Origin of the sequence: Colwellia sp. KU-HH00111, from assembly GCF_040362745.1 — a bacterium.
Lineage (GTDB): Bacteria > Pseudomonadota > Gammaproteobacteria > Enterobacterales > Alteromonadaceae > Colwellia.
Window position 1 is genome coordinate 204,403 of record NZ_BAABWO010000001.1, and the last position, 15,336, is coordinate 219,738.

Here is a 15,336-nt window from a genome sequence, read left to right on the forward strand (position 1 = left end):
CTACTTGCTGCTCTTTATTGGAAGCTGATGAAAAATGTCTAAATCTGTGCATGTTGCAGTTGGGGTTATAATTGCTAAGCGTGATCAACAGCCAACACAATACTTTCTTACCAAGCGTCTTCAACACAGCCATCAAGGCGGTAAATGGGAGTTCCCAGGGGGCAAGGTAGAACAAGGTGAAAGTGTTGCTCAAGCGCTTGCTAGAGAACTAAAAGAAGAAGTTGCTATTGAGGTATTAGCGGGTACAGCACTAACCACCATCAATCATACCTACTGTGAAGCGAATGGCACGGAAAAAAAGGTCTGCTTGGAGGTGTTTTTGGTAGAGCATTTTCATGGTGAACCTTGCGCACAAGAAGGCCAAAAACAAGGCTGGTTTTCACTGGCTGAACTTCAGAAGTTAGATTTTCCTGACGCTAATCAAAGTATTATTGAGAAACTGTTAACTCTAAAGCCATAAAGTCTAAAGGATAGCTAATTGTAAGCCAGAAAGCTTAATTTGAGCCTTACAGCTAAAAAACAGTCAATTACCCGCTTCAATCATCCAAAAAACAACTTACACTGACTTAACAAAACCCCGTAAAAAGGTAGGTTGGACTTCAGTCCGACAATAAAAAGGAGTAGTCAATTTCCCGCTTTAATCACCAAACAAACTTACTCAACACTGACTTAACAAAACCACTAAAGGTGTAGGTTGGACTTCAGTCCGACAATAAAAAGGAGTAGTCAATTTCCCACTTCAATCACCCAACAAACTCACTCAATACTGACTTAACAAAACCACTAAAGGTGTAGGTTGGACTTCAGTCCGACAATAAAAAGGAGTAGTCAATTTCCCGCTTTAATCACCAAACAAACTTACTCAACACTGACTTAACAAAACCACTAAAGGTGTAGGTTGGACTTCAGTCCGACAATAAAAAGGAGTAGTCAATTTCCCGCTTTAATCACCAAACAAACTTACTCAACACTGACTTAACAAAACCACCTGAAAAATGTAGGTTGGACTTCAGTCCGACAATAAATACAACGAGGAAAATAATCTAGTAAGCAACTTATTCAGGTTCAACAAAAAAACTATTGTTCAGTAAAAACTCATCCTCCATCGCATCAAGCATCTCCTCGGTTAACGGTGTTGCGCCTTGCAAAGGTTGACTGATTTTGTGGCTTTCATCGGCCCACTCGCCCAAATCAATTAATTGGCAACGCTTACTGCAAAAGGGGCGAAACTCACTGCTTGCTTGCCAAACAACTGATTTAGCACAATTTGGGCAGGAAACTTTTAAGGTCATTATTAGTTCTCGGTTTACCACGAATGAAGCAATTATACGATAATTAAGTCAAGTTTGCTTGAGCATTGAAATAAAAAAGTTCAGCAGCGTGCCAGTTTAAATTGCGTTGCTTGGTTTGAATAGCGTCGTCCTTGTTGCTCACAAGGCAGCATAAAACGGATCGAGTAACGAAATTTATTGCCGCTAATGGTTGGGTAGTATTGGGCATTGCTTGCAACTTGTATGCGCAGTAATACTAACCCTTCGCCACTATCTTGGTAAAAGCCACTTTCAGTTGAGATAGACTCAAAACTAGCGCGTTGACGAATAAATTTTAATATTAACGTTAATGACTGTTTGATTGGAGCAAGTGCTGATAACCAACGACTTATATCTTGTTCCGTGATTGATGCGGGTTGATGAAGCCAAAATTGCAACTGGGGTAGGTCAAAACTAGAGCTACCACCTTGGATGGCAAAGCGCTGTTTTAAGCTGGCAAGTAACTTATCTTCTTTTAGTTGTAACCAAGTGGGTTTGCTCTGTTTTAACTGACTTCCTAAAAAAACTGTTTGCTGTAGATTAGTTTCTAAGGCACTGCTATCGATCTCAGGTGATTGTGACCAGATAACAAGATTTTGTTGTAACTTTTCTAAATCTTTAATTAAACCGCCTTTAATATCATTTCGCTCTAGGGTATCTAAGATGGCAAATAACGCATTAAAAAAAACGTGATGACTGTTGCCAATATCAGAACTGACACAACTATTGACTTGAGCAAATAATTGCTCAATTTTCAAATAATTACGGATGCGCTCATTGAGCGGATGTTCATACAATATTGATGTCATGCAAAGTGTTATAAAAATTCAACCTAGAATGTGACTTAATAGCTATCTTAACCATAGCAAGCGAAAATGGCGACACTTTTATCGATTATATTTTGTTCAGTTATGCTTATTGCATAGGTTAAATTAAGCCGTGTCGACCATAAGCAAATAGCTTTGATGTAATTTAGTAACGGCTTTTTTTAACGTGATCATTGAGCTGCCATCATTATTTAGTATATCGTCAGCTTGTGCAACTCTATCCGATCTTTCTATTTGGCTTGCCATAATGTCTTTAACTTGTTTGATGGTATTACCATCGCGCTTAGTGGTTCGTTTAAGCTGAGCTGCTTCACTTACATCAATGACCAATAAACGGTCTATCAAGTGCATTAGGTCATTTTCAATCAACAGTGGCGCAACTAATAAACAATAAGGACTAGTGGCGGCTTGTGTTTGTGCGATAAGCTGAGACCTAATTAAAGGATGCAATAAATTGTTTAACCACAATTTATCTTGTTCATTGCTAAATATTTGCTGACGAAGTAAGGAGCGGTTTAACTGTCCGTCAGCCTGAATAAAGCTTGCGCCAAAATGCTCAGCAATATCGTGAAGTGCAGGGCTACCAATGTTAACAACTTCTCTGGCAATAATATCTGCATCAACGATGGTGACACCATGCTCAGCAAAAAGGTTGGCTACAGTGGTTTTTCCGCTGCCAATGCCGCCTGTAAGACCAATAATAATATTTGACATATGTGATAAGTCACTAACTAATTTGCATTAAGTACCAAGACCAGATCCCCTCACCCCAAAGTAAGGTTATCCAGCCAGCAACCGCTAAATAAGGACCAAATGGGATAGCTTGCTCACGTTGGTGGTTATTAAGTACCATTAATGTAATGCCGACAATGGCGCCAACCACAGAAGCCATTAAAATAAGAATAGGCAATAACTGCCAACCAATCCAAGCGCCAAACAGGGCAAATAATTTAAAATCGCCATGACCCATACCTTCCTTACCTGTGACCAGCTTAAAAAGCCAAAACACACTAAATAAGCTCATATAACCAACGGCGGCACCAATAACTGCATCATTGAGTGATACAAAGGTGTTATCAAGGTTAATCAATAAACCAAGCCATAATAGCGGCATAACAATTTGATCGGGTAATAGCATATGATCAAAATCAATCAGGGTTAAACAAATTAATCCCCAGGTTAGTATGAGTAATAATAAGGTTTCAAGAGAAACACCAAATTGGCTGGCGACTACTACGCTTAGCATTGCAGTTGCGGCTTCAACCAAAGGATAGCGAGCAGAAATAGCATTATGACATTGACTGCATTTTCCACGTAAAAACAACCAGCTAATGACAGGTATATTCTCGTAAAAACGTATTTTATGATCACATTTGGGGCAGGTTGAATTAGGCGTAGACAGGGTCAGTTGTTTGATAGGTTTTGCCGTACTTTGCTCAAGTTCGTCAGCTAAAAATTCTCGGCATTCAACATACCAAGTATTGTGCATCATCTTTGGTAAGCGATAGACCACCACATTTAAAAAACTGCCAATTAGCAATGAAAACAGAATCACCATGCTATAAAAAGCTACTGGTGATTGATGAAAAAAAGCTAGGGTGTGATCAAACATACATGCTCTAAAAATGATAAAAAACGGTTAAACAAAAAAGGCTTTTAAGCCAAGCTCTATTAGGGATGCTATTTCGAGACCCGAGACCCGAGACCCGAGACCCGAGACCCGAAACCTGAAGCTAAACAACCATACCAATTTGGAAAATAGGTAAGTACATCGCAATAATCAAGCCACCAATAACTACACCTAGCACAGCCATTATCATTGGCTCTAACAATGCAGTCAAGTTGTCGACTGCATTGTCAACTTCGGCCTCGTAAACATTGGCCACTTTGGCAAGCATATCATCAACAGCACCAGATTCTTCACCAATAGCTACCATTTGAATAACCATATCAGGAAAAATACTACAGTTACGCATGGCTAAATTCATTTGCATTCCCGAGGTTACCTCAGCACGCACTTCTAAAATCGCGTCACGAAACACAGCATTACCTGCAGCACCAGCAGCTGAATCTAACGCATCTATTAAAGGTACACCAGCAGCAAAGGTGGTTGACAGTGTACGGGCATAACGTGCTACAGCAGCTTTTTCGAGTAAATCACCAATAACAGGAAGTTTGAGAATTTTTCTGTCAACTTGATCGCGAAACTTCTGGCTACTTCTGTGAGCGTGTTTGAATAGGAAGATAAATAGAAATATTGCAGCCAAGCCTAGATACCAATAAGCGACCATAAAGTCGGAAATACCGACAACAAATAAGGTAAAACCTGGCAGCTCAGCGCCAAAACTAGCAAATATTTCTTGAAAAACCGGCACTACAAAAATAAGCAAAATGGAAGTAACCACTGCTGCAATCACTAATACCGCAATAGGGTAGGTCATCGCCTTTTTAATTTTTGCTTTTAATGCTTCAGCTTTTTCTTTGTAAGTGGCAATGCGATCGTAAATGGTTTCTAACGAGCCTGATTGTTCACCTGAGGCCACTAAATCACAATATAGGTCATCAAAAAATCTTGGGTGATCGCGCAAGCAGTCTGATAACGGAATACCTGAGGCGAGTTTATTACCAATTTCAGCTAATAGTTTTTGCATATTGCCATTACTATGTCCTTGACCAATCATTTCTATGGTTTGTACCAGCGGCACACCGGCGCCGAGCATGGTAGCAATTTGCCTAGAAATTACCGCAATATCACTAGGGGTTATAGCTTTATCACCACCCATACCAAATAACGGCTTGGCTTTTTTCTTGACTTTACTAGGGGTGATTCCCTGTTTACGCAGTTGCGCTTTTAGCTCAATAATATTATTAGCGGATAACTCGCCACTAATTTTTTTGCCTTTACGATTTACTCCACGCCAAATAAATACGTCTAACGCTTTAACCTTTGCTTTGTTTTTCGATACATTTTTTCTAGCTACTGCAGTTGCCATAAGTTTTATCCATAATCTATTATCATAGCGCGTTGAGTTTAGCTGTTACGCGACTGCTTGTTGGTTCGTTTTTACTTGTCAACTTCTTATTTTTTGTGTTTTAAAAATTATGCCTAGGCGCTGGTCACTCGATTGATCTCTTCAAGACTGGTCATGCCACTCATTGCTTTTTGTAAACCCGATTGCCTTAAATTATTGTAACCCTCTTTTTGACATTGTTTGGCAATATCAAGTGAGTTCCCCCCTTCCATAATGATTGATGAAATTTCGGGGCTAATTTTGATCACTTCATAAATACCCACCCGTCCTTTATAGCCTGCAGTACATTGCTCGCAGCCTACCGCTTTAAAAAGTTTTATTTCACTTAGTTTGTCAGCAGGAAAGCCCTGTTGAGCCAGCTGCTCTTTGGTTAGCTCTTCCGGGGCTTTACATTGTGGGCATAATCGCCGGGCTAAACGTTGGGCAATAATTATGCTAATTGAGCTGGCAACATTATAAGATGGCACGCCCATATTTAATAAGCGGGTCAGGGTTTCAGCGGCTGAATTTGTATGTAAAGTGGATAATACCAAATGACCTGTTTGCGCGGCTTTTATAGCAATTTCGGCAGTTTCTAAATCGCGAATTTCACCAACCATAACGATATCGGGATCTTGTCGTAAAAATGAGCGTAACGCACTAGGAAAGGTTAAGCCAGCACGATTATTAATTTGTACTTGGTTGATACCTTCTAAGTTAATTTCAACTGGATCTTCCGCGGTAGAGATATTACGCTCAGCAGTGTTGAGAATATTTAGGCCAGTATACAAGGAAACCGTTTTACCTGAGCCGGTTGGTCCTGTTACTAAAATCATACCTTGGGGTTGATCTAAGGCGTCCATATAAATTTTCTTTTGCTCGGGCTCGTAACCTAGCATATCAATGCCTAACATGGCGCTAGATGAGTCGAGGATACGCATAACAATTTTTTCGCCCCACATGGTTGGCAGGGTACTGACACGAAAATCAATAGATTTTTTCTTTGACAAGGCCAACTTTATCCGGCCATCTTGAGGGACTCTGCGTTCGGCAATATCAAGTTTTGACATAACCTTAAGGCGCGCTGCCATACGTGATGATAAGGTTACGGGTGGACTAGCAATTTCAGTTAAAATGCCATCGATACGAAAACGAATGCGAAACGATTTTTCATAGGGCTCAAAATGTAAATCTGAGGCACCACGTTTAATGGCATCGAGTAAAATCTTGTTAATAAATACCACTATCGGGGCATCATCTTCCCCTGAGTTACTGTCCTCTTCTTTTTTATCTTCTTGAACGTCTAGCCCAGATAGTTCATCTGAATCTATGTCACTGATATCAAGCGCATCACTTTCATCTTCTAATACTTTATCAATACAAGCGTGCAAACCTTGTTCATCGGTTAATACTAACTCAGTGCTATAGCCAGTATTAAATTGAATCTCTTCTAATGCTTCAAGGTTAGTTGGGTCAGACATGGCAACAAACAGTACCTTACCGCGTAAAAATAACGGTAAGGCGTTGTGTTTAGTTATAAGCTTTTCATTACGCACACCTTCAGGCACTAAGGAGGTGTCGAAATTGGTGAGTTGAATATGTGGGTAGCCAAAATTGCTAGCTAAAACCGTAGCAATCGCGTTTCCATCGATGTTTTTATCTTCAACCAAATAACGGATAAAGGGCTTATTTTTACCTGCATAATCGGCACAAATATCATCAATACTAGCTTGGGAAACTAGCTGTTCTTTGGACAGCGCAGATAAAACACTGGATTGTTGATGACTTCCTTTCATAATGTTTGCTGATAACCTTTTGAATAGACACAATGAACTCACTAATTTTTAGTGTAACGTAGTTTTGGTGGAAAGCACAAAAGATTTATTGCAGTGGAGTTGATATTGTAATAATTTAAAATAAAAAAAGCTCCCTAAGGAGCTTTTACAAACAAATGAGTTCAGACAAAGTGATTAATGTCACTTTGACCCGGTTTAATTAGATGTTTAACAAAGCGTTGCGTCTGAGCAAGTTTTAACCCAATTAACTTTCCCTGCAGTTAAAGTAGGTTTTAATTCTACAGTTTCACCAGAAAAACCACCAGTAGATACTGCTGTTGCGGTTATAACACCATCAGTAGTCTCAACTTTACTTACATACCCAGAGGCAGCTATAGCAGAAATAGACCAACCATTACCTGTTTTTGTATCTGAACAACCAGTTACAGTCCCTAAGTCAAGAGCACATAATTCTACTTGAGTCTTTATACCAGAGGTGGCCAAGACAACTTCTGAGAATTTTGCTTTTTGAGTGTAATTCTGATAAGCCGGCAAAGCAACGGCAGCTAAAATACCGATAATCGCAACAACGATCATCAATTCAATTAGTGTAAAACCTTTTTGGGCTTTGTTAGTCATTTTGTTCATTGCGTTTAAATTTTTCATAGTTATAAATCCTTCAATTTCTACGGGGGCTGAAGTTAATATGCGATATATTTTAAGAAATGTAAAACATTGTCGCGTTTTTTTTTGTTTTTAATAGGTTTTTTACTTGCTTGTTGATTTTTATTAACACAAACAAGCACATTTAACAGCCTATTAACGTTTATTTACAGTGTTTAACCGCAATAAATCTTGCTAAAAGTAAACAAATTACTCTGTTTGGCCTTTGTAAAAAAAATATTATTAATATTATTCGTTTATTGAGCTGAACAGAAAGTGATATGAATTTATTTTAATTAAACAATATAAATTTAATCAAATTTTGTAATTCATTTTAAAAATAGCGGTTGTAAATATAAACAAGTTGTACCAGTTGTAAAGAAAAAAATATAAAAACGCTGTTATTTTTCTTTAAAATGAATGGATTGCTTGCTTTTTTGTTATCTTATTGGCTTTAGTTAGATAGCTTTAGAGTTACCATACTGAGCAGTTGAGCGTATGTTGTTATAAGTGATATTGGTTATAAGTGATACTGGCTAGCATGAAAACATTGCAACAAACAAACTTGACCAAACCAAACAGAATGATAAATCCGATCTTGTTGGTTAGCCTTGTCCTATACCTTTACTAATGCCTTTATCAAGAATAATTACCCTATTAGCCTTTTATTTGCAAAAGGCAGGTGATCTTCTGATTATTATTCTGTATAATCCGCGCTCCCTACGTTACAAACTGTCTTTAAATAGTCTTGTTTGTGGGTTTCCATTGGTTTTATATTCCTTTGGTTTATTCATTATAATAGGGGTTTAAAGGCGCTAGACTCGATACTCGAAGGGGTAACTGCGTAGTCTATTATTAACCAACAAGCTAACGTTATTACCCACACATGTGGCTATTATCAGTTTGCTTTGTTATTTAAGTAACTTTTTAATATTGGGTTTTTTAATGAAAACTTTTGTAGCTAAACCAGCAAGCGTACAACGCGAATGGTTCTTAGTGGACGCCGAAGATAAAACTTTAGGTCGTATCGCTACTGAAATTGCAACCCGTTTACGCGGTAAGCATAAACCAGAATATACTCCTCATGTTGATACTGGCGATTATATCGTTGTTATTAATGCTGAGAAAGTACGTGTAACTGGTAATAAAGCGAAAGGTAAAATTTACTATTCGCATACTGAATTCCCTGGTGGACTTAAGCAAATTAGCTTTGAAAAGCTAATTGAAAAAGCACCAGAGCGTGTTCTTGAATTTGCTGTTAAAGGCATGTTACCTAAAGGTCCTTTAGGTCGTGAAATGTTCCGCAAATTAAAAGTGTATGCTGGTGCTGAGCACGCGCATACTGCACAACAACCACAACTTTTGGAGCTGTAAGCAATGGCTGATAATCAATATTACGGTACTGGTCGTCGCAAGAGCTCAACTGCTCGTGTGTTTATGAAAGCTGGTAACGGTGCAATCACAATCAACAAACGTGACATTTCTGAATATTTCGGTCGTGAAACGGCTCGTATGGTTGTTCGTCAACCATTAGAATTAGTTGAAATGTTAGAGAAATTCGATTTCAATATCTCAGTAGTAGGTGGTGGTATCTCTGGTCAAGCCGGTGCTATCCGTCACGGTATTACTCGTGCATTAATGGAATTTGATGAAACATTACGTTCTAGTTTACGTCAAGCAGGTTTTGTTACCCGTGATGCACGTAAAGTTGAGCGTAAGAAAGTGGGCTTACATAAAGCACGTAAGAAACCACAGTTCTCAAAACGTTAAAATTCGGCATATTCAGAATTTATACGGCATTGTCTGCATTATTCGCTCCAGTCACTTAAGAAGTCTAAGTTCAGGGGCTCATAATTTGACGGCTTTGTCTAAATCCAGAATATTTAGAATTCAACTCTTCGTTTTAATATACGATTTCAAAAAACCGACCTTGTGTCGGTTTTTTTATGTCTTGCTATAAATGGTAGAAAAATACAGTGCGTGCAGCGCTTTTTTATCATCTTTTACTAGCCCAAAAGCACATACTGGGTAACAACAAATTAACTATATTCTTATGCTTTAGCTTTGATCAGTATATTGCACTGTATGTTGTTTAAAAATCAGTATTATCAATTGATAAATGCCGAAAATAACCAGCACATTCTGTGGTTCTGTCTATAAAATCCGCTTTCAATTTATTGCTATATAATTACTATACTGACACCAATTTGAGTTAATTCGCGTTGAAAGATAACTTAATTACTTGGTGAAATTCCATTTTGGATTACTTTAGAGGGTTACCCATGCTTTTTACTGGTTCATTAATAACGGATTGTCCTATCCGTCAAAAAATCCGTGAATTCTATCGAATTGATGAAAATACTGCTGTTGATCATATTTTGCCTGAAGCTGAGGTGAATGTCAGTGCCCGTAGTCGCGCCTGGGAGCGTGCACGTAAAATGGTATTGCAAATACGTCAAGATCAAGAGGGCAATGGTGCCATAGATGCTTTGTTAAATGAATACTCACTGTCATCAGAGGAAGGTGTAGTATTAATGTGCTTAGCAGAGGCATTATTACGAGTGCCTGACAAACATACTCAAGATGCGCTAATTCGTGACAAAATTTCTCAAGGGCAATGGAGCTCTCACTTAGGGGCTAGTGAATCATTATTTGTTAACGCTTCTTCATGGGGATTGTTAATTACTGGCTCTATGGTTAATTATGCTGATAAGCGTAATCAAGACAGATTTGGTCTATTGAAAAAAACAGTGGGACGTTTAGGTGAGCCTGTCATTCGTAAGTCAATGAACTATGCAATGAAAATTATGGGTAAGCAGTTTGTTATGGGTGAAACCATTGAAGATGCAACCAAACGAGCGGCAGAAAAGGAACAAAAAGGTTATGTCTATTCCTATGACATGCTAGGTGAAGGTGCTCGTACTATGGCTGATGCTCAGCGGTATTTGAAATCATACCAAGATGCTATAGAAACTATCGGACAAGTAGCCAAAAACTCAGGTAAAAATGATCCTCGTAGAGTGCCGGGTATTTCAGTAAAACTTTCGGCTATTCACCCGCGGTATGAATTTACTCATCGCGCACGAGTGATGAATGAAATTGTCCCTAAATTAAAAATGTTATGTTTGCAAGCTAAGCAATATAACATTGGGTTGACCGTTGATGCTGAGGAATCTGAGCGTTTAGATATTTCATTAGACATTATTGAAGCGGTGTTTAGTGATACTGATTTAGGCGATTGGCAGGGTTTTGGTATTGCACTACAAGCTTACCAAAAGCGTGCTATTTTTGTGGTTGACTGGTTACGTGAATTAACCCTTAGAACCAATAGAAAAATGATGGTGCGTTTGGTTAAAGGGGCGTACTGGGATACAGAAATCAAAAATGCCCAAAAAGATGGTTTAAGTCACTTTCCGGTATTTACCCGTAAATCATCAACCGATGTTTCTTACCACGCCTGTGCTAACAAATTACTTGATTATCGCGATAGCATTTATCCGCAATTTGCTACACATAATGCTTATAGTGCTGCCACTATCGTTGAACTGGCGGGAGATGACAAAGAAGGCTTTGAGTTTCAGTGCTTACACGGTATGGGGGATTCTTTGTATGATCAAATTGTTTCACAAGAAGGGATTCAATGCCGTATTTATGCGCCGGTAGGTCAACATGAAGACTTGCTTGCATACTTGGTGCGTCGCTTGTTAGAAAATGGCGCTAATTCTTCTTTTGTTAATGCGATTGTTGATGAATCTCTGCCAGTTGAATCTTTGCTGGTTGATCCTGTTGAAAAAACTCAGCGTTTAAAAGATAAGTACAATAATCAAATCATTATGCCGCTGGATCTATACCGCAATGAAAATAACAACCAAGGCAAAGGGGCGGCTGATGGTCGTGATAATTCAAAAGGTTTAGATTTAACCGATATCAATAGAATAACGCCGTTAAAATTAGCGTTAGACAATTGGTTAGTGGATAGCTTACTCAATAAAAATGATGTGCCCGAAGGGGCTCACGCAGTAAGAAACCCAGCTAACCTTACTGAAATTATTGGTTTTCATCAGCATCATAGCAAAGATGATATGTTAGTGATGATTGACAAAGCACAAGCCGCTTTTGCGTCTTGGTCAAAAACCGATGTTGCCGATCGTGCTGCCTTATTGTGCCGTATTGCCGATATTTTAGAGCGTCACATGGATGAGCTCATAGCTTTGTGTATCAAAGAAGCTGGAAAGGTGGCACAAGATGGTATTGATGAGGTACGTGAAGCCGTCGACTTCTGTCGTTATTATGCGGCAAGAGCCATTGAGCAAGATCAAGATGAGCGCCTTGAAGCTCGAGGTGTCGTGCTTTGTATTAGCCCCTGGAACTTCCCGTTAGCAATATTTTTAGGGCAGGTGGCAGCAGCCATTGCTACAGGCAATACTGTATTAGCTAAGCCAGCAGAGCAAACAGGTTTAATAGCACTAAGAACCATCGAATTAATGCACTCGGTTGGTTTACCACAAAATGTGGTGCAAGCCGTTATTGCACGCGGTAGTTTAGTGGGTAGCACGATTGTGCCTGATGATCGAATTGCAGCGGTAATGTTTACCGGCTCGACGGAAACTGGTACACGAATTTCGCAAACTCTTGCTGAGCGTGGCGGCGACCAAGTGCCATTAATTGCAGAAACCGGTGGCCAAAACTGTATGATTGTTGACTCGACCGCGCTGCCAGAGCAAGTGGTTGATGATGTCATCTCATCAGGCTTTCAATCAGCAGGACAGCGTTGCTCAGCCTTAAGAGTATTATTTGTGCAAGAGGATATTGCCGATAATGTGGTATCTATGCTCAAAGGTGCCTTAGCTGAGCTACACATTGGCAATCCAGCAAAATTAAGTACCGATGTGGGGCCGGTTATTGATCAAAAAGCCCTAGACACCCTTAATGCGCATAGCGAATATATGCAAACGCACGGTAAACTTGTTTATCAGTGTAACTTGGGCAGCGAAGTTAATGAGCAAGACGGTCACTACTTCTTTGCTCCGCGCCTGTACGAAATTGATGATATCAAGGTGTTAACCAAGGAAGTTTTTGGTCCTTGTGTACATGTGGTTCGCTTTAAAGGCGATGAGATCGAGCAGGTCATTGAAAAAGTAAATGGCACGGGATTTGGCTTAACCATGGGTATTCACACCCGTATTGAGCACAGAGCCATTGACCTAGCTAAACTTTCACGTGCAGGTAATGTTTATATTAATCGCAATATGATCGGTGCTATTGTCGGGGTACAGCCCTTTGGTGGACGTGGCCTTTCTGGAACAGGTCCTAAAGCAGGTGGTCCTAATTATCTTTCTCGTCTCGTGATTGAAAAAGCAACACCGGATGAAAATATTGTTAATTTTACCCCATCTCAGATATTGGCATTAGAAGGTGATATTAATACCCAAAATGAAGCCGTTAGCTTTATGAACAAAGCAGAAACAGCGGAAAAGTTTTGGCGTGCAACAGAGCTTAATACACGTATTTCTTGTGTGCGTCAGTTGTTAGCAAAAATTGCCCATGTCGAAATTGTTGATGATCTTGCTGATAATTTAAATCGCACTTTAGCATCAGCACGCGACCAATTAATTAATATTGAAAAACGGATGAAAAAGCCACAAGTTTTACCTGGGCCTACGGGTGAATCAAATGTTATTTATCTAGAAAACCGTGGCACAATCCTTTGTTTTGCCGATGATAATGTAAGTTTTCACTTTTGGGTAATGTCATTAGTCACTGCGCTAGCAACAGGTAACACAGTGGTGTCTGTTGTCTCTGACTTATTTTATGAAGAAGCCGTGGCGTTTAAGGATAAGTTTATGGCAACAGGTGCTGGCGATGATGTTTTACAAGTAGCAAAACTTGCGCATTTAGAGGCAATGTTAGCTCATCCTGCCCTTGCTGGTGTGGTTGTTGATAGTAATTGTGATCGTAAGCATTACATGAGTGAAAAACTTGCACAGCGCCAAGGTGCTATTTTGCCAGTAATCACTTCTGAGTACTTTGATAACTTAATTCAACGTTTAGTGACCGAAAAAACCATTAGTATTGATACCACAGCATCTGGTGGTAACACTTCATTAATGACCTTAACTGAAGACGATGAGTAAAGAGTAGCCCTTTGCTAATAACGTTTGTTGGCGTATGGTGTATTCACCATACGCCATTTTTTTGTGTTAATCGATATTTGCCTAATTAGTATTTTCTATGGCATTATCGTTTAATATCAGAATTACCTAGTGTTTTACTATTTATGAATAAAACAAAGCCCTTAGATCGTATTGATATGACCATTTTAAAAACGTTGCAACTAGATGGTCGTATTACCAATGTTGATTTAGCCCAAAAAGTAAATTTAAGTGCTAGCCCTTGCTTGGATAGAGTTAAGCGTTTAGAAACAGAAGGTTACATTAAGCGTTATGGCGCTTTTTTAGATGCCCGCAAGCTTGGTTTTGACATGACTGCTTTTGTACAAGTCACCTTAGATAGAACCACTGCGGATGTATTTCAGAAATTTAAAAAAGAAGTAGTCAAAATAAAAGAGGTCGTCGAATGTCATTTAGTGGCGGGAGGGTATGATTACTTACTTAAGATACGTTTTAGCAATATAGAAAGTTATCGCTCAATTCTTGAGGCGGTTGCAGATTTACCTGCAATGTCACAAACTCATACTTACATGGTAACTGAGCACATTAAAGAAGATACGGGCGTGCCTATTTAGATCGGATAATTTTGCTATTCACTTACAAAAAAATAATGTTGGATATACTATGAACGCACATGAATACGCACTACACGCTAATGGCTCTTTTGCTTTGCCTGATGCTTGCTTTAAAGTAAAAGCACTGATGGAAGATGAAAACTCAGAAATCAGTGACTTTGCTAATGTCATTAGTGTTGACCCTTCAATGACATCAAGATTATTACAAATCGCCAATAGCGCCATTTATAGTTTTCCCGGACAGATAAGTACAATTTCTCGTGCTATTACCGTTATTGGTACACAAGCCGTTTATAATATGATGCTAGTGGATGTTGCTGCTTCAGCTTTCAAGCACTTTGAAAATCAAGCGATTGATTTAAAACGTTTTTGGCGAATGAGTGTTTATTGTGGTTTGGTCACCAAAAACCTGGCAATTAAGGCTGGCATTAAAGATATTGAACGACTTTTTGTTGCGGGTTTATTGCAAAATTTTGGTGAGTTATTAGTCGCAAAAATAACCCCAGAGATTGCACAGCGTTGTGAGCAATATAGTCAAGATAATTTACCTTGGGATTTACAAGAGCTCGCATTAGGATTTAGCTACACAGATATTTCTGCTGAATTACTTAAAATATGGCAATTACCAGAAAAAATTATTATTCCTATTCGACATTTTAATCAAGCTAAAAGTAATCAAATCAATCAAGATGTGAAAATATTGAATTTAGCATCAAGGTTAGCGCTAATAGACAGTCATGAAGATGAATTTGAATATGAACAAATCATCGATGAATCCTTGTGTAAAAGCGTTAAACTTAGTCGTATTGATATTGAGCAAGTTACTGAAATTGCGGCAAATGATGCCGCAGGAATTTTGTCAGTGATGAACCCAAAATTATTTTCTCGTTAGTATTTTTATTGCAGGTTAAGGGCAAAGTGGACAAAATACTATACACTTCGTAGTTTTACTATACAGCTTGCTTAGGAGACAAAATTAGCAAAGCTTGCTAGCATCAAGCAGCT

13 protein-coding genes are annotated in these 15,336 nt (G+C 38.9%); 6 read left to right on the top strand and 7 right to left on the bottom strand.

Annotation, left to right across the window (positions count from 1 at the left end; all coding sequences use genetic code 11):
- The first annotated feature begins 34 nt into the window (after positions 1-34).
- A complete protein-coding gene (gene mutT / locus ABXG98_RS00810; protein WP_353536781.1) occupies positions 35-460 on the top strand; it encodes an 8-oxo-dGTP diphosphatase MutT in 426 nt (141 codons plus the stop codon).
- A gap of 595 nt (positions 461-1,055) precedes the next feature.
- On the opposite strand, the gene yacG is transcribed toward mutT, so the two are convergent.
- The 7 genes from yacG to ABXG98_RS00845 all read right to left on the bottom strand — a co-directional run bounded on the left by yacG (position 1,056) and on the right by ABXG98_RS00845 (position 7,562).
- The gene (yacG, locus tag ABXG98_RS00815; protein WP_353536782.1) at positions 1,056-1,292 is read right to left on the bottom strand and encodes a DNA gyrase inhibitor YacG; all 237 of its coding nucleotides are present in this window, start codon (positions 1,290-1,292) and stop codon (positions 1,056-1,058) included.
- Between the two features lie 80 nt (positions 1,293-1,372).
- Positions 1,373-2,119, bottom strand: a complete 747-nt coding sequence (gene zapD / locus ABXG98_RS00820) for a cell division protein ZapD (RefSeq protein WP_353536783.1) — start codon at positions 2,117-2,119, stop codon at positions 1,373-1,375.
- A gap of 123 nt (positions 2,120-2,242) precedes the next feature.
- A complete protein-coding gene (gene coaE / locus ABXG98_RS00825) occupies positions 2,243-2,851 on the bottom strand; it encodes a dephospho-CoA kinase (RefSeq protein ID WP_353536784.1) in 609 nt (202 codons plus the stop codon).
- Between the two features lie 13 nt (positions 2,852-2,864).
- Entirely contained in the window at positions 2,865-3,749 is an 885-nt protein-coding gene (locus tag ABXG98_RS00830) for a prepilin peptidase (RefSeq protein ID WP_353536785.1), read from the bottom strand.
- Between the two features lie 121 nt (positions 3,750-3,870).
- Complete coding sequence (locus tag ABXG98_RS00835; protein WP_353536786.1) at positions 3,871-5,130, bottom strand: type II secretion system F family protein; 1,260 nt, start codon at positions 5,128-5,130, stop codon at positions 3,871-3,873.
- A gap of 113 nt (positions 5,131-5,243) precedes the next feature.
- Positions 5,244-6,944 carry a type IV-A pilus assembly ATPase PilB gene (gene pilB / locus ABXG98_RS00840; RefSeq protein WP_353536787.1) on the bottom strand — a complete coding sequence of 567 codons (1,701 nt, stop codon included), beginning with the start codon at positions 6,942-6,944 and terminating at the stop codon, positions 5,244-5,246.
- Positions 6,945-7,151: 207 nt separating this feature from the next.
- Complete coding sequence (locus ABXG98_RS00845; RefSeq protein ID WP_502901526.1) at positions 7,152-7,562, bottom strand: pilin; 411 nt, start codon at positions 7,560-7,562, stop codon at positions 7,152-7,154.
- A 969-nt stretch (positions 7,563-8,531) separates the two neighbouring features.
- On the opposite strand from ABXG98_RS00845, the gene rplM reads away from it, so the two are divergent.
- The 5 genes from rplM to ABXG98_RS00870 all read left to right on the top strand — a co-directional run bounded on the left by rplM (position 8,532) and on the right by ABXG98_RS00870 (position 15,223).
- Positions 8,532-8,960 (top strand): 50S ribosomal protein L13, encoded by a 429-nt coding sequence (rplM, locus tag ABXG98_RS00850; RefSeq protein ID WP_353536789.1) that lies wholly within the window; start codon positions 8,532-8,534, stop codon positions 8,958-8,960.
- Between the two features lie 3 nt (positions 8,961-8,963).
- Positions 8,964-9,356, top strand: a complete 393-nt coding sequence (gene rpsI, locus ABXG98_RS00855; protein WP_353536790.1) for a 30S ribosomal protein S9 — start codon at positions 8,964-8,966, stop codon at positions 9,354-9,356.
- Between the two features lie 512 nt (positions 9,357-9,868).
- Positions 9,869-13,720 carry a bifunctional proline dehydrogenase/L-glutamate gamma-semialdehyde dehydrogenase PutA gene (gene putA, locus ABXG98_RS00860; RefSeq protein ID WP_353536791.1) on the top strand — a complete coding sequence of 1,284 codons (3,852 nt, stop codon included), beginning with the start codon at positions 9,869-9,871 and terminating at the stop codon, positions 13,718-13,720.
- Between the two features lie 143 nt (positions 13,721-13,863).
- The gene (locus ABXG98_RS00865; protein ID WP_353536792.1) at positions 13,864-14,331 is read left to right on the top strand and encodes an Lrp/AsnC ligand binding domain-containing protein; all 468 of its coding nucleotides are present in this window, start codon (positions 13,864-13,866) and stop codon (positions 14,329-14,331) included.
- Positions 14,332-14,380: 49 nt separating this feature from the next.
- Complete coding sequence (locus tag ABXG98_RS00870) at positions 14,381-15,223, top strand: HDOD domain-containing protein (RefSeq protein WP_353536793.1); 843 nt, start codon at positions 14,381-14,383, stop codon at positions 15,221-15,223.
- The last annotated feature ends 113 nt before the right edge of the window (positions 15,224-15,336 follow it).

Coding starts and splice junctions, on each gene's coding strand:
- mutT (WP_353536781.1), top strand. CDS start 35: ATGTCTAAATCTGTGCATGTTGCAGTTGGGGTTATAATTGCTAAGCGT.
- yacG (WP_353536782.1), bottom strand. CDS start 1,292: ATGACCTTAAAAGTTTCCTGCCCAAATTGTGCTAAATCAGTTGTTTGG.
- zapD (WP_353536783.1), bottom strand. CDS start 2,119: ATGACATCAATATTGTATGAACATCCGCTCAATGAGCGCATCCGTAAT.
- coaE (WP_353536784.1), bottom strand. CDS start 2,851: ATGTCAAATATTATTATTGGTCTTACAGGCGGCATTGGCAGCGGAAAA.
- ABXG98_RS00830 (WP_353536785.1), bottom strand. CDS start 3,749: ATGTTTGATCACACCCTAGCTTTTTTTCATCAATCACCAGTAGCTTTT.
- ABXG98_RS00835 (WP_353536786.1), bottom strand. CDS start 5,130: ATGGCAACTGCAGTAGCTAGAAAAAATGTATCGAAAAACAAAGCAAAG.
- pilB (WP_353536787.1), bottom strand. CDS start 6,944: ATGAAAGGAAGTCATCAACAATCCAGTGTTTTATCTGCGCTGTCCAAA.
- ABXG98_RS00845 (WP_502901526.1), bottom strand. CDS start 7,562: ATGACTAACAAAGCCCAAAAAGGTTTTACACTAATTGAATTGATGATC.
- rplM (WP_353536789.1), top strand. CDS start 8,532: ATGAAAACTTTTGTAGCTAAACCAGCAAGCGTACAACGCGAATGGTTC.
- rpsI (WP_353536790.1), top strand. CDS start 8,964: ATGGCTGATAATCAATATTACGGTACTGGTCGTCGCAAGAGCTCAACT.
- putA (WP_353536791.1), top strand. CDS start 9,869: ATGCTTTTTACTGGTTCATTAATAACGGATTGTCCTATCCGTCAAAAA.
- ABXG98_RS00865 (WP_353536792.1), top strand. CDS start 13,864: ATGAATAAAACAAAGCCCTTAGATCGTATTGATATGACCATTTTAAAA.
- ABXG98_RS00870 (WP_353536793.1), top strand. CDS start 14,381: ATGAACGCACATGAATACGCACTACACGCTAATGGCTCTTTTGCTTTG.